The sequence below is a fragment of the Streptococcus sp. CCUG 71758 genome (genome assembly GCF_011714815.1).
Lineage (GTDB): Bacteria > Bacillota > Bacilli > Lactobacillales > Streptococcaceae > Streptococcus > Streptococcus halitosis.
The window spans coordinates 214,950-232,158 of the sequence record NZ_RXXO01000001.1 but is presented as its reverse complement, the minus strand read 5'-3'; the positions used below and the strand labels follow the sequence as shown (position 1 = coordinate 232,158).

At 41.2% G+C, this 17,209-nt stretch carries 19 protein-coding genes; 1 reads left to right on the top strand and 18 read right to left on the bottom strand.

Annotated features, from left to right (window positions below; all coding sequences use genetic code 11):
• Window positions 1–118: 118 nt before the first annotated feature.
• The 13 genes from EKB01_RS01240 to miaA form a co-directional block, all read right to left on the bottom strand.
• Entirely contained in the window at window positions 119–676 is a 558-nt protein-coding gene (locus tag EKB01_RS01240) for an SMI1/KNR4 family protein (RefSeq protein WP_167265356.1), read from the bottom strand.
• 15 nt (window positions 677–691) lie between these two features.
• A complete protein-coding gene (locus tag EKB01_RS01235; protein WP_167265355.1) occupies window positions 692–2,440 on the bottom strand; it encodes a glycoside hydrolase family 13 protein in 1,749 nt (582 codons plus the stop codon).
• Window positions 2,441–2,636: 196 nt separating this feature from the next.
• The gene (locus EKB01_RS01230) at window positions 2,637–3,491 is read right to left on the bottom strand and encodes a hypothetical protein (protein ID WP_243830643.1); all 855 of its coding nucleotides are present in this window, start codon (window positions 3,489–3,491) and stop codon (window positions 2,637–2,639) included.
• Between the two features lie 120 nt (window positions 3,492–3,611).
• Window positions 3,612–4,361 (bottom strand): hypothetical protein, encoded by a 750-nt coding sequence (locus EKB01_RS01225; RefSeq protein ID WP_167265351.1) that lies wholly within the window; start codon window positions 4,359–4,361, stop codon window positions 3,612–3,614.
• Entirely contained in the window at window positions 4,358–4,945 is a 588-nt protein-coding gene (locus EKB01_RS01220; protein ID WP_001175979.1) for an SMI1/KNR4 family protein, read from the bottom strand. Before EKB01_RS01220 ends, EKB01_RS01225 begins: the two co-directional genes overlap by 4 nt.
• Window positions 4,946–4,989: 44 nt before the next feature.
• The gene (locus EKB01_RS01215) at window positions 4,990–6,054 is read right to left on the bottom strand and encodes an ankyrin repeat domain-containing protein (RefSeq protein ID WP_167265349.1); all 1,065 of its coding nucleotides are present in this window, start codon (window positions 6,052–6,054) and stop codon (window positions 4,990–4,992) included.
• A 2-nt stretch (window positions 6,055–6,056) separates the two neighbouring features.
• Window positions 6,057–6,494: a hypothetical protein gene (locus tag EKB01_RS01210; protein WP_167265347.1), complete on the bottom strand. Its 438-nt coding sequence runs from the start codon at window positions 6,492–6,494 to the stop codon at window positions 6,057–6,059.
• 18 nt (window positions 6,495–6,512) lie between these two features.
• Window positions 6,513–7,082 (bottom strand): SMI1/KNR4 family protein, encoded by a 570-nt coding sequence (locus EKB01_RS01205; protein ID WP_084852375.1) that lies wholly within the window; start codon window positions 7,080–7,082, stop codon window positions 6,513–6,515.
• Between the two features lie 202 nt (window positions 7,083–7,284).
• Window positions 7,285–8,040, bottom strand: coding sequence for an SDR family oxidoreductase (locus EKB01_RS01200; protein WP_084939828.1), 756 nt, complete (start codon window positions 8,038–8,040; stop codon window positions 7,285–7,287).
• A 20-nt stretch (window positions 8,041–8,060) separates the two neighbouring features.
• Window positions 8,061–8,990: a ribonuclease Z gene (gene rnz, locus EKB01_RS01195; RefSeq protein WP_167265346.1), complete on the bottom strand. Its 930-nt coding sequence runs from the start codon at window positions 8,988–8,990 to the stop codon at window positions 8,061–8,063.
• 14 nt (window positions 8,991–9,004) lie between these two features.
• Entirely contained in the window at window positions 9,005–9,628 is a 624-nt protein-coding gene (locus EKB01_RS01190; RefSeq protein WP_000129698.1) for a hypothetical protein, read from the bottom strand.
• Window positions 9,621–10,859, bottom strand: coding sequence for a GTPase HflX (hflX, locus tag EKB01_RS01185; RefSeq protein ID WP_167265344.1), 1,239 nt, complete (start codon window positions 10,857–10,859; stop codon window positions 9,621–9,623). The genes EKB01_RS01190 and hflX overlap by 8 nt, the downstream gene beginning before the upstream one ends.
• Window positions 10,852–11,736: a tRNA (adenosine(37)-N6)-dimethylallyltransferase MiaA gene (miaA, locus tag EKB01_RS01180; protein ID WP_167265342.1), complete on the bottom strand. Its 885-nt coding sequence runs from the start codon at window positions 11,734–11,736 to the stop codon at window positions 10,852–10,854. Before miaA ends, hflX begins: the two co-directional genes overlap by 8 nt.
• A gap of 120 nt (window positions 11,737–11,856) precedes the next feature.
• On the opposite strand from miaA, the gene EKB01_RS01175 reads away from it, so the two are divergent.
• The gene (locus EKB01_RS01175) at window positions 11,857–12,027 is read left to right on the top strand and encodes a DUF3042 family protein (RefSeq protein ID WP_001051782.1); all 171 of its coding nucleotides are present in this window, start codon (window positions 11,857–11,859) and stop codon (window positions 12,025–12,027) included.
• A gap of 41 nt (window positions 12,028–12,068) precedes the next feature.
• On the opposite strand, the gene EKB01_RS01170 is transcribed toward EKB01_RS01175, so the two are convergent.
• The 5 genes from EKB01_RS01170 to pabB form a co-directional block, all read right to left on the bottom strand.
• Entirely contained in the window at window positions 12,069–12,908 is an 840-nt protein-coding gene (locus tag EKB01_RS01170) for a thymidylate synthase (protein ID WP_167265339.1), read from the bottom strand.
• Window positions 12,909–12,960: 52 nt separating this feature from the next.
• Window positions 12,961–13,395 carry an HD domain-containing protein gene (locus tag EKB01_RS01165; protein ID WP_109290124.1) on the bottom strand — a complete coding sequence of 145 codons (435 nt, stop codon included), beginning with the start codon at window positions 13,393–13,395 and terminating at the stop codon, window positions 12,961–12,963.
• Between the two features lie 94 nt (window positions 13,396–13,489).
• Window positions 13,490–14,449, bottom strand: coding sequence for an ROK family glucokinase (locus EKB01_RS01160; protein WP_000078548.1), 960 nt, complete (start codon window positions 14,447–14,449; stop codon window positions 13,490–13,492).
• A 100-nt stretch (window positions 14,450–14,549) separates the two neighbouring features.
• Window positions 14,550–15,350 carry an excalibur calcium-binding domain-containing protein gene (locus tag EKB01_RS01155; RefSeq protein ID WP_165442224.1) on the bottom strand — a complete coding sequence of 267 codons (801 nt, stop codon included), beginning with the start codon at window positions 15,348–15,350 and terminating at the stop codon, window positions 14,550–14,552.
• A gap of 104 nt (window positions 15,351–15,454) precedes the next feature.
• A complete protein-coding gene (gene pabB / locus EKB01_RS01150; RefSeq protein ID WP_167265337.1) occupies window positions 15,455–17,176 on the bottom strand; it encodes an aminodeoxychorismate synthase component I in 1,722 nt (573 codons plus the stop codon).
• Window positions 17,177–17,209 lie beyond the last annotated feature (33 nt).

Here is a 17,209-nt window from a genome sequence, read left to right as displayed (position 1 = left end):
AGACGAACAAAAAGTTCAATCAGCTAACGCGTCAAAGTTTGATTGCTAAAAAAAGTGAGGTCGGGATCTTTTGTCCCAACCTCTTTTACGGACTATCAAACTGATATTTCCTTATAGATTATTGACTAGATTTTCCCTTTTCCAAAAGATTGACCATCTCATTTTTACGCTCTTCTAGCTCGGCAATTTGCTGGAGTAAAAGTCCTGAAAAATCACAATTAAGCTCTTCAGTTTCGCCACTATTATACCAATCCAAAGCTACTATGTGATTGTCCTTATCAAAGCAGAAAATTACATCTCCATCACCGATGATAGACAGAAATGGAATATAATCCACAAAACCCAGAGCGTGTAATTCCTTGGTTTTAAGACGAATGTCTAAGAAGTCTGGGATGCCATTTGCAATTCCCAAGACCTTAATACCTCGACAGAAGGTCCAAAATGGTGCTACATCGTAAGCCTTGGCTCTTGGCCGTAGCTCTTCTCTGACTTCCATAAAGAGACCGCCCAGAGATGACATGGTGAATTCTCTGAAATCTTCTGGCAGACGAATGCCGTATTGATTTTCAAAATCCTGAACATCTTCTTCCGATGGTTCATTGCCCATGCAGGCGACAACCTGATAAGTTTCCTTATCATAGTGACGAAAATAATCATAAACTTCATTGAGTGTCATATTTTTAAAACCTTTCTACTCAGAAATAGTAACTACAAATCCATCTGGCAAGATGACTTGCTGACCATCTTCAAACTGGCAATGACTCGCTAAATCAACTGAATCTCTGTCTAAGATAACATTCTCCTTAGACTGATTAAAGATAGCCTGAACTTCTTTTCCTTGGTAGTTCCAGCTCAAGGCAAGAACATCTGGTTTCACTTCTTGCAAACTATAGGAACCATGCTGAATAATGCTTGCAACTTCTTTACGGACTTGGATTAATTTCTTCATGAAATTTAGCATATCATTGTCCTCAGACACACGGTCCCAAGGCATGACACGACGGCAATCAGGGTCTGGTCCACCAATTAGTGCTAGCTCTGTTCCGTAATAGATACAAGGAGTCCCTTTTTGAAGGTAGAGGAAGGTTAAAGCAGCCTTGACATGTTGGAGATTTCCTTTGGCAGTTGTAAGAATACGCTCTGTATCGTGAGAATCCAGGAGATTTAACATAACCTCTGAGATTTGTTGCTTGTAGTACATTGACTGGCTATTGATTTCTGAAATGAACTGCTCTGTCTTTTTATGCTGACGCAAGAAATAATCCTTGATACTTTCAGAGAGCGGGTAGTTCATGACTGCATGGAACTCATCTCCTTTTAGCCAAGGCTGAGACGTATGCCAGATTTCACCTAAAATATACAAATCAGGCTTTTTAGCGAGAACTACCTTTCTAAAATCTTTCCAGAACTGATGGTCAATTTCATTGGCAACGTCCAAGCGCCAAGCATCGATATCAAAATTCTCAATCCAGTAAGTTGCAACACTGAGAAGATAGTCTTTGACTTCAGGATTTGCTGTATTTAACTTAGGCATATAGCTAGCAAAGGCAAAGGTATGATAAGGGAGTTCTCTTGGATTCTGAAGTTTATCCTCTGTAATTGGAAACTCTTGAATATGGAACCAATCTTTATAAGGGGAATTTTCTCCATTTTTTAGAACATCCTGCCATTGGGCAGACTGGTAGCCGATATGATTGAAAACAGCATCTAGCATAATCTTAATGCCACGTTTATGAGCTTCCTCGACTAAATTAGCAAAGACTTCTTTGTCTCCAAAGTGACGGTCAATTTCAAAATAATCCGTCGTATCGTACTTGTGATTGGTCGTTGCTTCAAAAATCGGACATAGATAAAGTCCAGTGATTCCCAAATCTTTTAGATAGTCTAGATGGTCGATAATCCCTTGTAAATCTCCACCAAAAAAGTCATCCCTATTAGGTGCAATGGCAGCATCCCACTCTCGAGCTCCATCTGGAGTCAAATTAGGATTTCCATTAGCAAATCGTTCTGGGAAAATCTGGTACCAAACGGTATTTGAAACCCAGCTAGGAACCTGACATCCGTCGATTTCATGAATATAGGGAAGCTTAAAGCCATTTCCTTCCGCATCCAAGTTTTCTTGAATATGTTCCACACAACCCTTATCACCGTAGAAAATACCCTGACCTTCCTCATCAAGGAGTTCAAAGAGATACTGAATCCGTGCAAAATTAACTGATACTGTAACCTGCCAATAATCAAATAAAGCATCCGAGGTTGCTTTAGTCATTTCTTTCTTGGCTTCATACTTATCCTCGATGAAGATAAAGGGATCTCCATAATGTAAAATGACCTGCTGGACATCATTTTTCTTGGTTCTGATTCGGATATGTAGCTGACCTTCTTTGTAAAGATAAGCATACTCTGATTCTTGTCTATGATAAATGGCTGTTAATTCCATATTTTGTCTCCTAAATAATCATCATCAACAAAAATGCAAACGTTTTCACAATTGCTATTTCTAGTATACTATTTTAAGATTCGATTTGCAATACTTGGTCAAATTTGACAAGAATACAGCTCAAAATAAATACTGTAGACTAATCAAGAAATATCAGCACCTATCTATAAAAAGCTCCCAAACTCAGCCTCACAGCCTAGTCAATCCGACAAAGGGCAAGTTCTTTTAATCCTCTGTCGTACAGGAAGGTTAAACAAAAGTTGTCTGTTATATTTTGAATCTTGTGTTTACTCATTCCTCTAGGCAAGGCTATATCGCACAATTCTCTCGTTGCCAGAGAAAATAGCTTTTGCTTGCCCTTCCAATCATCATTCTTAAGTAGGGGGCTCAGGATAATATAAGGCGAATCCGTAAAAATTCCATTGACACCAGCTTTTTTACCTAAAGCCTTTAAATGTTCAGATTCTAATAACTTTTCGATAATACGACCATCATTAGATATTTTAACAAGAGCATAATAGTCCATGCCCCATTTATTGACAGAGGTTTGACTTTCTCCAGAGCTAAAGGCATAGAGCTCTTGCTTCCAAGATTTCATACTATCGATTTTAGGACAAAAACTTGAGTTCGTGTCGTGGTGATTTAACTCTTTTTTATCAATATGCGAATAAGTGGTCCACTTCGCCTGCTTTTTCTCTCGATCAAATTTTAAAAGGGCAAAGTTTCTTGCCTGATTTGTATAAACTTGATTTTCAAAACAAACGGGTATCTGGTCGCTATCTGATACGATTTGAAAATATCTCTCTTGTGCCTTTTTAGGAAGTATACTTTGCGGATCCTTTATGGCAATGATTTCTGGATTAGAAAAATCACCAGTATAATAGACTATTTCCTTGCCAGCCTTGATGATGCCAATATTTTGTCCATCTGTAAAGAGTAGAGGCTCTTCCTCCCAAACATGGTCACAATACCAAGCATCTATCTCCTTCACACCCAAAGGTGATACTTCAAGCAGACAGTAGAGATTGAAAGCTTCCTTCTCACTGGTCAAGACAAAGGCTCTACCATCATGTAACATGACAGAATTGAAAACACTATTGTAGTCCTTGTCTAGTTCCCATTTATTCAATAGACTTAACTTTAACTTCCCCATTTTCTCTCTCCTAATCCATCACCACTCGTTGATGGCAAATAGAATGGCTGATCTAATATTTCTTAGCAAGTGATCTGAAAGTTCATCGTATACTTGACCCAGTCCCTTATCTTGTGCCAGCCATCCAGGTTCATCATTCCAGGAGCCCATTCCTCCAAAAACATCCGCTGAGCTTGCAGCTCTAAATATGCTTAGATGTTGCAGTGGAATTTGAGGTTCTGCCAGTCCTTTACCAGATTCTGGGTCTAGCAAAAAGTTTCTAGCAGATTGAAAGACTTTGGCAAAGTTGTCACATTCAATTTTAATTGCTAGATTTTCTATACGAGTCAATATGTCCTTAAATTCTTCGATATTATTTTCATAGTGGGGAATGTCTTGAGAAGACCTTTCCCATTCATACTCGGTGTAGGTAACATCCCAGCCTCTGCCTGGGGAAGCAGATTTCCAATTTGGTAGGAAATAACTTGCCTTCCCATCTTTATCAAAACAGAGAATTGAACTCTGTGTTGTATTGGAGAAGCCTAAAATACCTCTGTCTTCAACTGAAATAGGACAAAATAATTGTAAGTCCTTCAAACCTTTTTCCTTAAGATTTTCAAACCAATCAGATACAGAAAGTTCTGTAGCTTCCCCATTTTTTGACGGCAAAATTTGAAAGCAAATCTTATTGATATATTGGTCAGGATGATACAAGATTGCCTGATCAGTTTTTAAAGCCTTCCTAGCTGCTGCCACGATACAGGCTATTTGGTACATTTGTCCATTCATATGATCTCATCCATTATCCCTTCAATCAGATTTGTAAGGCTTTCAGCCGCATAGATCACCTGGTCAGGATCATGGATGTAGCAAATAACCTGACCTTCCTGAGCCTCCTGGTCTGGATCAAAATCCAGCATAAGATAACAAGAGTCACAATACTGAGCAAAAGGAAGCCATTTTTTATTAAAAAGATAGGGCTTAATTCTACTATCATGCATGTTTTCTAGGTCTTGACTAGAAAAATAGTCGGGAAATTCGGTTAACAGAGCATCTCTATTTTGAAAGTACTTTTTACAAGTCTCAATTTCCTGTAGACTCATGAGAGAAAAAGTAAAATCTCTCTGGTCAATTACACAAGGTAAAATAGAGAGGTATTTACTCCCATTTTTATAGCTATAAAGCTCTTTGAAGTCACTAGGTAGACGAATGCCAAATATTTCCTCAAAGGCTTGAAGCTCTTCCTCAGAAGCACCAGAAATGCCCTGATAATCTTCCAGATATCCTTCCTCTACAGGATCATCCAAATCCCAGTCTTCAAAACACTCACAAATATAAGTTTCTATTTTTTTAACTTGGTCAATTAGTTGCATCATTTCACCATGATTTCTTTATTTTATCTGTCTTCCAATGCTTTTTACCGCTTATAACTTGTTTTTTCTAGGAGAAGGGGTTCAGGATTTTGCTTAATCCAAGCAATAGCTAGCTGACACAGGCGGTCTAGGCGAGGCTCGTCATCAAAATCTTTCCCATGAACTTGAGCAATAAGCTCTTTAGCCTCTTCTAATTTTTGATCTGAAAGGGGGATTCCTAGAGACAAGTATTGAGGGAGAGCTTGAAGCATTTTTCTATAGTCCCTGTCCCAGTTGACCCCACCATTGCGATCCAGTTCATCTCGAACTCGACCTGGTATACGAATAACTTCTCCCTGAACAGTTTTGGCTGCTCCACTTGAAGGAATCAAGAAAGACCATAGTTCCTCATATTGCTCCTCCCAACTACCTTCTTTTACGAGAATCGGAGAAACTCCATCGTGGGTTATTCGTTTGGCTACCGGCTTGACATCAAACAAAGCATAAAGTTTTTCTAGACCCTGATCTGCTGCTTCTAGATAGTCGGGATTGATCCCTTCTCTATGAAATTCAAAATCTTTACCGATATTTTCGACCTTTTCTTTCATAGTAGATGTTTTCTTAGCACCTGCATCCAACAGCATAGAGGCAATTTCAGCTGTTTGGGCAATATAGATTCCCCGACAGACAGTGAGAACGGAGTCTAGTGGAGTCTGTCCCCTATCATTTTTAGGGTTAACATCTGCTCCCTTTTCTATGAGAAGTGCAACGGTCTTAGGATGAAAAAACTCAGCTGCCATATGCAGAGGTGTATTTCCATAAGTATTGCTTTTTTCAATATCTGCCCCCAATTCGAGCAAGAGTTTTACAGTCTCTCTTCCCATGGTTGCCTGACGGTACAAAGGAGTCGCTCCATAATAATCAGGGATATTGATATCCAAGCCCTGTTCGACAAGCCAGATAACCAATTCATCCGGGACTCCTCCCATATGCAGAGGTGTACATAAGCTAAATCTTCCATCATGAGCGGTTAATTCACAACGGTCATAGACTGCTTTAAGGGCTTCAATATTTCCTTCATCCATTAAATCCTTAAACTCTTTTGGTAATGTAACTCTTTTCTTTGCCATTTTTAGTTCCTTTCTTCTGATTCAGCATCTAGGGCAAGCCAATGAAGTTTATCAACCGTTTTCAAAGTCAGGACTTGTCCATCATAATCATTTTTCAACTCAAGACCGTTTTGCTCAATAGATATATGATTGTACCAGTGGTCTAGGCTGGCGTATTCCCCCGTATGAATGTTGATGAGCATACTCGTTATGGGATTCCAAGTCCCTTTCTTAACTGTTTCTGCTAAGAGGTAGTAAGCATCTAAAAATATGAGATTTCTCCCATAGATCCAAAAGGGCAGATCAAGCCCCAACAAAGGCAACTTGGCAGAAAAAATCTCATCACCGTGTGGTGGAACGGTTTCATAATGAAATTCTATCTCACTGCCATAATAGGCAATCAGGGCTCCCTGACATCTGATATTTTGAGGAATCCCTTCCTCAGCTACAATAAATTCCATGGCCTGCTCCTTCTATTTTCAATCATAAAACCCGACCAGACTCTGCCAAAATATCAAACTGGACGCATGACCTATTCTAGTCATCAAGTGGATGAAGTCACTTTCACAACCCTTCCAAACTGCAGATTGAGCCGTGCCCATGGCTCTAACAAATGCTAGAAAATCTGGTGTCAGCCATATTTTTTCATCATAGTTCATCTCTGCATCAAGAGCATAGACCGCCCCAGATTGACAATCCAGCAAAATAGTGTAGGGATCTCCATTTGCAATGATGATCAAGCCTCTTTCTTGTAGAGTCGAGTAATCGTGGTATTCCAAATTGCGATTGATCAGCCAAGTAAGACTAGTGTCGTCCCCATATCCAAACTGGTAACTTAAAAAACCGACCTGCCCCCAGTTATAGGCCAAAATATACTTCCTAAAAATCGGATCCAAATCTTGTATTTGCAGTTGTTTTTTCAAACGATCCAGTTCAGACACAGGCACTTCAGTATGGCTCAGGACAATTCCTTCTCTTATCTCAGGGTCAAGCCCTTGTATTGCTTCCTCAATAATGGAAATTATTTGGTCAATTGTCAATAATTCCATTGTCAACCTCCGGCTATACATAGGGCATTATCTAGGGTAAGCTAGCTGGTTTGGGACTTCATTTATCTAATGAACTTTCTTATCTCAATTATACTCCAAAACTATCAAATAGAGATAAACTACCAGTATTTTCAGGGATTATTTTTGATCAACAACTCCTCCTTATTAAAGCAAAAAGCCATTCCTCAAGGGAACAGCTTTCTCACTTATAATTAAAGGTTTCTCCAGCCAACTTATCTGCTAACTTGGGAAAGAGGGTATAAAACTTATGGGCTAGATTGAGCAAGATTGGGAGATTGAGTTCCCGTTTGTTTTTTCCTATGGTCTTGATAATCTTTTTCGCTACATCATCTGGTTCGAGTAGGAAACGGTCAACCGACTTGAGATAGGTCCCATCTGGGTCTGCTTGGTCAAAAAATCCTGTACGGATTGGGCCTGGATTAACCGTTGTCACATAGACACCATAGGGCATGAGTTCAAGGCGCAAAGCATTTGAAAATCCAATAGCCGCAAACTTGGTTGCTGAGTAAAGGCTAGACTTGCTAGTCGCTATCAAACCTGCCATACTGACGATATTGATGATATGGCCTTTTCGGCTTTCTTTCATACGAGAAGCAATCAAACGTGATAGGTTCATCAGGGCAAAGGTATTGACCTCAAACATCTGGTGAATGTTTTGATTAGAAATCTGGTCGAAATCTTCAAAAATTCCATATCCAGCATTGTTAATCAAGACATCAATCTTGCCATAACGGAGATAGAGATCAGCAACTAGTTCTTCTATGGCTTGAATGTCGGTAATATCAATTTCAATCAATTCTGCCTGAGGATGATTTCCGTATAACTGAGCTAGTTTTTCCTTGTTTCTACCTAGTAAGATGAGTTGGTCATCTGGCAAGAGTTTGACCATTTCTTGGGCTAAGCCACCGCTAGCTCCGGTAATGAGAATCGTAGACATATTTATCCTTTCTCAATCTGTTAGATTTCCACTTCTTCCAAGTCTTTGACGACATGGACATTTTCAAAAACAGTTGCCGCATCTTTCTTGAGCTTGCTGATATCTTTTGAGAGGAAACGGGCACTGATATGATTGAGCAAGAGGCGTTTGGCACCTGCTTCTACTGCTACTTGCGCTGCCTGCATATTGGTTGAGTGACCATGATTGCGGGCAATCTTCTCATCACCCTTGCCATAAGTCGATTCATGGACAAGGACATCGGCGTTGACAGCTAGACGCACACTGGCATTGGTTTTTCGGGTGTCACCCAGAATAGTAATAATCTTACCAGGTCGTGGTGCTGAGATATAGTCTGCCGCCTTGATTTTAGTGCCGTCTTCTAGGACAACATCCTGACCGTTTTTGATTTTTCCAAAAAGCGGGCCGAACGGAACACCAGCTACCTTAAGTTTTTCAGCATCCAAAGTTCCTTCTAAGTCCTTTTGCATGACACGATAGCCAACACAGAAAATAGTGTGGTCCAGCTCCTCTGCATACACCGTGAATTTATCGGTCTCAAGGATTTTCCCTAGAGAATCTTGGTCAAACTCATGAAAATGAATACGGTAAGGCAGGCGAGAACCTGACACACGTAGACTAGTTAAGACAAAAGACTTAATGCCTTGGGGACCATAGATTTCCAAATCTGTTTGCTCTTCATTAGCCTGAAAAGCACGGCTAGAGAGAAATCCTGGCAATCCAAAGATATGGTCTCCATGCAAGTGAGTGATAAATATTTTGCTGACCTTACGTGGTCGAATCGTGGTTTCCAGAATGCGATTTTGCGTTCCTTCTCCACAGTCAAAAAGCCAGACTTCGTTAATCTCGTCCAAGAGTCTCAGGGCGAGACTTGAAACATTGCGGGCTTTAGAGGGCTGACCAGCCCCCGTTCCTAAAAATTGAATATCCATTTGATACTTTCTAATTAATCAATATATAACATAGCTGTGCGATTTTCCGATCGGAAATAGCGCTTGCCAGAAAAAGTAACAGCTTCTTGTAATAAATCCTCTTGGCTATAACCTTTGAGACGTTTGCGACCATCAGCCAAGCTTTCCAAATCTGTCAAAGCTGTGAGACTTTTCACGCTAACAACTTCTTCATCTCCGGCATCCTTCATGTAAATCTTTCCAGACTCTTCAAAGACGAGTTGATGGGGGAAAATTTGCGCAATCTCAAAAAGTAAGTCATCCGAGATTTTCTCTTCATTTTCAGAGAAAATCCGCCCCAGGCCCTCACTCTCATAGCAAAATCCAAAAGATTTGCCAGATAAATTAAGACGAATAAAAGGCTTATTTTCAAAGGTGAAACTTGGCTCAGCATTGTAGAGGTTCAGTTCCTGACTGACTTCTGCAAAATAATCCGTCGCAGCTTCAGGACTCTTTTTCTGGTAGAGTTCAGCAAAGTAGGCATTGACGACACTCGGAGGAGGTGTGATGAGAGCCAACTGCTCTTGCTCTGTTTTGCCAGCTAGAAGTTGATCTAGATAGACCTTATCCAGACTTGTATAACCTCCATACTTTAGAGCCAACGTTTTAATATCAGTCATAAAATTCCTCTAACCTCCATTTATTTTTCTCGGAAATGTAGCCTGTAATCACTTCTCCATCATCTTGGTAGTCACGTTCTTCAAGAATCGCCACACTTTCTAGATCATGTATCTTGTAAGACTTAGAAAAAGGCACGCGCAGGGTAAAGACTTCAAAAATCTCCTTGATCTTCTCCAAAAACAATGCTTGCAAGTTCTCACGACTATCCTCAGACTTGGCAGAAATGAGGGCATAAGGCGTTTGAGTAGGCGTGAAATCCTCCACCAAATCCGCTTTATTGTAAAGAGTCAGTCGAGGAATATCCTCCATATCCAAGTCTTTCATGATAGACAGAACCGTTTTTTCATGCTCCTCGTGATAAGGATTGCTAGCATCAATGACATGAACTAGAAGGTCTACATGCTTGCTTTCCTCTAAGGTTGACTTGAAACTGGAAACCAATTCAGTCGGCAAATCTTGGATAAAGCCAACAGTATCAGTCAAGGTAACCTGAAGATTGCCCCCCAGATGGATACTCTTAGTCGTCGCATCCAGAGTCGCAAATAGCTCGTCTGCTTCGTACTGGGTCTTACTGGTCAAGGTATTCATGATGGTTGATTTCCCAGCATTGGTGTAACCAATCAAACCAATCTTAAAGGTACTCGACTCCAGACGTTTTTCTCTAACTGTCGCTCGATTTTTCTCAACCACCTTGAGCTGGCGCTCGATATCTGTGATTTGATTACGAACACTACGACGGTTCAACTCCAGCTGGCTTTCACCAGGTCCACGGGAACCAATTCCCCCTGCCTGACGGCTGAGCATAATCCCCTGACCAACCAAGCGAGGCAAGAGGTACTTGAGCTGGGCCAGGTGGACTTGGAGTTTCCCTTCATGGCTTCGAGCCCGCATAGCAAAGATATCCAAAATCAACTGCATACGGTCAATCACCTTGACACCCAGAACTTCCTCTAGATTGACATTTTGCCGTGGTGTCAGACGATTATTGACGATGACAGTGCTAATTTCTTCCGCATCTACCATCAGTGCAATCTCTTCCAACTTACCAGAGCCAACAAAGGTCTTGGAATCATATTTTTCACGTTTTTGTCTGTAGCTATCGACTACGACTGCCCCAGCTGTCTTAGCCAGACTGGCCAACTCTTCCATGGACAGGTCAAAATTATCCATGCCCTGCAGTTCAACACCAATTAGCAGGACCCGTTCTTCTTTTTTCTCCGTTTCAATCATTTAAAAACTCCTCAATCTGGCTTAGAATACGCTCCTTCACGCCAGACTCTCCTATCTGATAAAAGGTCACCTGCATGCGATTACGGAACCAGGTCAACTGACGCTTGGCAAAACGACGGGTAGCCTGTTTGAGACTCTCACTAGCTTCCTCTAAAGTCTGCTCCCCACGGAAATATGGAAATAGTTCCTTGTAGCCAATTCCTTTGGCTGCCTGCGCATCAGGGTAATGGTCAAAAAGCCACTTGGCCTCATCCAAAAGCCCAGCCTCAAACATCAGATCCACTCGGTTGTTGATACGTTCATAAAGCTGACTACGCTCATCATCTAAGCAGATAATCAGAGGTTCATACAAAGTCTCTTGATTTTCCAAATCCTGACCAAAATGGGCAATCTCCAAGGCGCGCATGGCACGACGACGGTTAAACTGGGGAATTTCAAGACCTACTTGCTCCACAAGATGGGCTAATTCATCATTTGTAAAAGCATCCAAACTAGCTCGATAGGCTAAAATATCCTCATGAGGTGTTTCCCCACCTAGATGATAGCCTTCAAGCAAGCTCTGGATATAAAGCCCTGTACCACCCGCGATAATCGCTAGCTTACCACGGTTATGAATATCCTCAATAGCCTTCTTAGCTTCTGAAACAAAATCAAAAGCCGAGTAAGACTCGGTCACCTCTCTGACATCAATCAAATGATGAGGAACAGATGCTTGCTCCTCTGGGCTGGCCTTGGCCGTCCCAATATCCAACCCTCTGTATACTTGCTGACTGTCACCGCTGACCACCTCTCCACCAAAGCGCTTGGCTACTTCAATAGCAAGGGCTGTCTTACCAACAGCAGTCGGTCCAACAATCACAATTATTTTTGTTTTCATCTTTTTTCCTTGAAAAATTCCCATTTTTTCGTTACTATTATTATATCATAAAAAGGTCAGTCAGAAAAATGCTACCTCTTGAGGAGTCTGTCTGATCAGGAAGATAAAGGAGGAAGACTCATGGCTAAAGGATTCGCTAAAGGTCTTGTAACAGGTGTCGCAGGAACTGTCGCTGCCGTTGCAGGTGCAGTATACGCAATTAAAAAGAAAGTGATTGAGCCAGAAGAGCAAAAAGCAGCTTTCATCGAAGAAAACCGTAAAAAAGCAGCTCGCCGTCGCGTATCACATTAATATACAAAAGAAGTTGAGAAATCTCAACTTCTTTTTATTTTTTAAATAGCCAAATCAAACTTCAGTTGCGGCTTGACTGGATCGTAGTCGACCAACTCAAAGTCTTCGGCTTTGATATCAAAGAAATTAGTCTTATCTGGCACATTCAAGACCAAACGAGGTTGGCAGTTTGACGGCTCACGGCGGAGCAATTCCTCTGCTTGTTCAAACTGATTATCATAGATATGAAGGTTGTTGATAAAGTAAAAGAACTTCCCAACCTTCCAGCCGAAATGCTTGGCAATCATCATCTGCAAAGCTACGTACTGCATAGCGTTAATGTGGTGGGCCACTAGCATGTCATTAGAACGCTGAGTCAAGGTCGCATCTAGATAGATTTCCCCATCAACGCGACGGACATCAAACATGGTCTGAAAGGCGCATGGAAGAAGACCATCTGTCTCCTCAAAAGCTTGGTAATCCCAGAGAGAGATGATATTGCGACGATTCCAAGGATTGGCTTCCAGCTGCTTGAGAATCTTATTAATGATGTCGTGTTTCTTAACGACTGCCCCATAGCGCTCACCAATGGTTCCCGTATCTCCCACTTCCCAGTCATTCCAGTAGTGGACATTGTACTTGTTATTCAGCACTTCTAGGCTATTCGACTGATCCTGGTAGATCCAAAGTACTTCCTTGATAGCTGATTTAATCGCAATGGGACGCAAGGTTGTAATGGGGAATTCCCCCTTGGCCAAGTCATACTCCGCAAAGGCACCCGTTACGTACTTGGAATTGGCAACTGTCCCATCCTTGTACTTGGGACGAGCCTGCTCAGAAAAGACACCATCTTTGAGGATTCGTTCAATATTCTCTTTAAAAATTGTATCTGCTTTTGTCATTTACTCTCACCTCATTTATTGTCCTAACTAGTATAGCATAAAAAAATCTTTTCTACATACTCAGATAATCGATGGCCTTTTTATATTTTTCTAATCGTTCCAAATCCTTGTCAGTGATAGAACTCAGTCTAGATAAATCTGAATTATGCTTCAAATCTGCTAATTTGACAACGCGTGCTAGGGGATTAGATTTCACATTTTCTAGATATGTTTGATAGTCTTGCCCCTTTTTCTTTGACAAAATCTGAACGGTAGCAACTACTGTTTCTGGTAAACCAGCTAGTAATAGTTCTTCAGCTGTAAAAGGACTATCCTCAATAACATCATGTAGCAGAGCCACTGCTTTCTCTTCTTCAGAATCAACTTGGCTCGCAACAAAAATTGGATGTTCTATATAATCTATCCCTGCCTTATCAAATTGCCCTCTATGAGCTTCCGTCGCGATAGACAACGCTAATTCAAGCATGGGTTGTTTTGATGTGTTCATCTAGCGATTCCTTCACAAAATTAAAACCTATTTCGTTTTATTCGACTTTCAAAAAAGAGCTTGATGGATAACCAAGCTCTATTATCAATCTATCTTATTGCAATACAAGTGATGCTGCTCCGATAACTCCAGCGTCATTTCCTAGAGTTGCAAGAGCCAATTTAGTGGATGTGCGTACTTGTGGGAAGGTATTTTCGTCGTAAACCTTTTGCACGCCTTGGAGAAGGAATTCTCCCGCAGCTGATACTCCACCACCGATAACGATTGTTGATGGGTTTAGGATTGAACCAATATTAGCACACGCAATACCCAAGTAACGTGAGAAGTTACGGTAAACAATCAAGGCAAGGTCGTCTCCTTCTTTTGCCAAATCAAAAACAGTTTTAGCAGTTACTTCTTCACCGTCGTCGATCAAGCGTTTCAAAGCTGCATCGCCTTCGTATTCATCTGCATAACGACGAGTCAAGTTGACAATCCCTGTTGCTGAAGCAACTGTCTCAAGACAGCCTTTTTTACCACAGGTACATGCGATTGGTTGGTCAAAGTCAACAGTGATGTGACCAAGCTCACCAGCAGCACCAGCAACACCGTGAAGCAATTTGCCTTCTGCCACGATACCGCCACCAACACCTGTACCAAGTGTCATAAAGACAACGTCTGGTTGGTTGTCACCAGCACCCATCCAGCGCTCACCAAGAGCAGCTACGTTAGCGTCATTATCGATGAAGAATGGAATCCCCAAGGCTTTTTCAATTTTTTCTTTAATTGGTTGAAGGGTTTTCCAGTTTAGGTTGTAGGCACCGATAACAGTCCCTTTTTCACGGTCAACCACACCAGGTGATCCCATTCCAATCCCTCGGAAATCCGTAGCTGACAATCCAAGCAAGTCCAAACGATGCTGAATAGACTCAATCATATCATCTACAATATGGCTTCCTTCGTCTAAAATATTGGTCTTGATAGACCATTTTTCTTGGATTTCTCCCTCTTGAGTTAAAATTGCGAACTTGATAGATGTTCCACCAAGGTCAATCCCAATAATCTTTTGACTCATCGTCTTCTCCTTTTTAATTGAAAATGCTTACAGATATAGTATAACAGAATCGTCTGTTTTGTGCAAAGGTTTGCATTAACTTCCTAGAAATTATTCTGAGTTATGGTTTCCAAAGGCCAGAACCATCTACGTAGTATCTGCCACCATCAACTCGCTCATTCTTTGCCATTTTACCATCTGATTTCAAATAGTAATTTCCTTGCCAAGTATTACGAGCGTATGAACCATCTGATTTCAAGTAGTACCAGGATTGATAAGAAAAGTCATAAATCCACTCACCTTGTGCCATTTTACCGTTTGCTTTGAGATAAAAAGCGCCTTGCCAAGCATTTTGGGCATAGGATCCATCTGATTTCAAATAATACCAAGCTTGGTATGATGAATCATAAATCCATTCACTTTGAGCCATCTTTCCGTTTAGTTTTAGATAATAACTTCCTATCCATGTGTTTCGTGCATACGAACCATCCGATTTGAGATAATACCATCCTTTGTAATATGAGTCATATATCCACTCACTCTGAGCCATTGTCCCATCTGATTTGAGATAGTAGTCTCCTTTCCAAGAATTTGTTACTGGATTACCATTGTCAGAATAATAATACCAATATCCATCCTGCTTAACCCATCCACTAGAAGAAACTCTATTCTGTAGACTAGATTGGCGTGGTTTAAAAACACCTCGAGGAGCTTTTGAGCGTTCACAGGCAACTCCATCACCATCTTTGTCTAGTCTTGAAGAATATCCAGGCTCTCCTCTATGGATATCAGAATAGCCATTTTCCCACGCTTCTGTACAATTTGAAAAGTGAATTGTATCATTAGCAAAAGTCGGTTGAGCGAGCATCATCAACGCAGAAAAGCTAGCTAGACCAGCTTTAAAAAGAACTGTTTTTTTCATCATTTCCTCCCATAAAATGATATCGTTTTCCTCTTATTTTATCAAACTTAATCCAACAATTCAAACAATTCAACATATCCATTATGTTTTTTAGTTTATGAAGTTTATTTAGAATTCACTTCCAACTCATACAAGCCTCTGACTGCATTACAGCCATAGACAGCTTCTGCTTGGTTCAAGTCTGCCAAAGTCAGAATTTTCTCTTCTACCTGTCCTTTTCCTAGCAAATGCTGACGATAGATTCCTGACAAGATGCCAAGATTGATAGGCGGTGTGTAGAGCTTCCCGTCAATTTTCAGAACCAAATTCCCGATAGACGTTTCCAAAAGCTCCCCTGCTGCATTATGGTAAATGATTTCCTGTTTACCTAGACTTAAGTGTGGTCTATGAGTTGTTTTAAAGTAGGTAAACGCCTGATTCAAATCTGCTTCTTGCAGGCAGAGTTTAGCTTTGCAGAAGGTCGGACTAAGAGGTGTTAATACTTGCCGACTGAGTTCCATCTCTCCAGATTTGCTGAGACTAATTCGCAAACGGTAGTCTTGGTGGGAATCACAAGCTTGGCACTCTTCCTCTATCTTTTGTCTCAGTTCTTCTGGATCAAAAGGATAGGAAAAATAACGACTCGCCTTTGTCAGCCTTTCCAGATGTTGATCTTCAAACAACAGTTGTTTTTGGCTGATTCTCCCAGTTGTAATCAATTTGAAACGAGCTTGTTTACGATAGAGAACAGCCGCCTTTTGATGAACCTCTCGGTATTCAGATTCCCAAGTACTATCCCAAGTAATGCCACCACCCACTCCATAGATGGCTTTCCCTTGATGCAGTTGGATAGTCCGAATGGCGACATTAAAAATCCGTCGCCCATTTGGAAGCAAGAGACCAATAGTTCCACAGTAAACCCCTCTAGGTTGAGGCTCCAAGTCCTTGATGATTTTCATGGTAGCAATTTTCGGAGCTCCCGTTATGGATCCACAAGGAAAGAGAGAGCGAAAAATGGCAACCAAGTCCACATCCAATCGTAACTGACTCTCGATGGTCGACGTCATCTGCCAAACAGTTGAATACTGCTCCACTTGGCACAGACGTTCTACATGCTCACTGCCCACTTCAGAAATACGGTTCATATCGTTGCGCAAGAGGTCCACAATCATCATGTTTTCAGAGCGATTTTTAGGATCCTGTTCTAGCCAGCTAGCTTGGGCAAGATCTTCTTGGTCAGTCACTCCACGCTGGGTTGTTCCCTTCATTGGTCGCGTTGTCAACTCACGGTCATTTTGCTCAAAAAAGAGCTCTGGACTCATGGAAATCACTGCCATCTCGTCATGTTCAATATAAGCATTGTAGCCCGCCTCCTGCTCTACCACCATACGATTGTAGATGGCAAAAGGATTGGCACTTAAGTCTTGCTTGAGTTGGACGGTGTAGTTGACCTGGTAGGTGTCCCCCTGACGCAAATGATGGTGAATCTGGGCAATAGCCTTTTCATAGTCTGCTTCAGACGTTACTTCCTGCCAATTTGAAGGCAAATCAATATCATCATAAGTCAGAGGAATAGGCGATGTTTCTACCCTATCATGAACTGTAAAGTAAAGCAAGTACTCGCCCAGTAAAGGAGCTTTATGAACTGCTAATTTCTCCTCAAATGCAGGTGCAGCCTCGTAACTGACGTAGCCTACCACATAATAGCCTTGTTCTTGGTAGCTTTCCACCTGTGCCAGTAGGTCCGCGACTTCTGCTAAATCTCTCGTTTTTAACTCTTTGATCGGCTGGGTAAAGGTGTATCTCTCGCCCAAATCTCTAAAATCAATCACTGTTTTTCTATGCATACCTTAAGTATAGCATAAAAAGGCAGATACAGA

Excerpts from the sequence above, each read along its gene's own strand:
- EKB01_RS01170 (WP_167265339.1), bottom strand. The coding sequence starts at position 12,908 with ATGACAAAAGCAGATACAATTTTTAAAGAGAATATTGAACGAATCCTC.
- EKB01_RS01215 (WP_167265349.1), bottom strand. The coding sequence starts at position 6,054 with ATGGCAAAGAAAAGAGTTACATTACCAAAAGAGTTTAAGGATTTAATG.
- pabB (WP_167265337.1), bottom strand. The coding sequence starts at position 17,176 with ATGCATAGAAAAACAGTGATTGATTTTAGAGATTTGGGCGAGAGATAC.
- EKB01_RS01225 (WP_167265351.1), bottom strand. The coding sequence starts at position 4,361 with ATGAATGGACAAATGTACCAAATAGCCTGTATCGTGGCAGCAGCTAGG.
- EKB01_RS01205 (WP_084852375.1), bottom strand. The coding sequence starts at position 7,082 with ATGGAATTATTGACAATTGACCAAATAATTTCCATTATTGAGGAAGCA.
- EKB01_RS01210 (WP_167265347.1), bottom strand. The coding sequence starts at position 6,494 with ATGGAATTTATTGTAGCTGAGGAAGGGATTCCTCAAAATATCAGATGT.
- miaA (WP_167265342.1), bottom strand. The coding sequence starts at position 11,736 with ATGAAAACAAAAATAATTGTGATTGTTGGACCGACTGCTGTTGGTAAG.
- EKB01_RS01165 (WP_109290124.1), bottom strand. The coding sequence starts at position 13,395 with ATGAACACATCAAAACAACCCATGCTTGAATTAGCGTTGTCTATCGCG.
- EKB01_RS01220 (WP_001175979.1), bottom strand. The coding sequence starts at position 4,945 with ATGCAACTAATTGACCAAGTTAAAAAAATAGAAACTTATATTTGTGAG.
- EKB01_RS01175 (WP_001051782.1), top strand. The coding sequence starts at position 11,857 with ATGGCTAAAGGATTCGCTAAAGGTCTTGTAACAGGTGTCGCAGGAACT.
- EKB01_RS01160 (WP_000078548.1), bottom strand. The coding sequence starts at position 14,449 with ATGAGTCAAAAGATTATTGGGATTGACCTTGGTGGAACATCTATCAAG.
- hflX (WP_167265344.1), bottom strand. The coding sequence starts at position 10,859 with ATGATTGAAACGGAGAAAAAAGAAGAACGGGTCCTGCTAATTGGTGTT.
- EKB01_RS01190 (WP_000129698.1), bottom strand. The coding sequence starts at position 9,628 with ATGACTGATATTAAAACGTTGGCTCTAAAGTATGGAGGTTATACAAGT.
- EKB01_RS01235 (WP_167265355.1), bottom strand. The coding sequence starts at position 2,440 with ATGGAATTAACAGCCATTTATCATAGACAAGAATCAGAGTATGCTTAT.
- EKB01_RS01200 (WP_084939828.1), bottom strand. The coding sequence starts at position 8,040 with ATGTCTACGATTCTCATTACCGGAGCTAGCGGTGGCTTAGCCCAAGAA.
- rnz (WP_167265346.1), bottom strand. The coding sequence starts at position 8,990 with ATGGATATTCAATTTTTAGGAACGGGGGCTGGTCAGCCCTCTAAAGCC.
- EKB01_RS01155 (WP_165442224.1), bottom strand. The coding sequence starts at position 15,350 with ATGAAAAAAACAGTTCTTTTTAAAGCTGGTCTAGCTAGCTTTTCTGCG.
- EKB01_RS01240 (WP_167265356.1), bottom strand. The coding sequence starts at position 676 with ATGACACTCAATGAAGTTTATGATTATTTTCGTCACTATGATAAGGAA.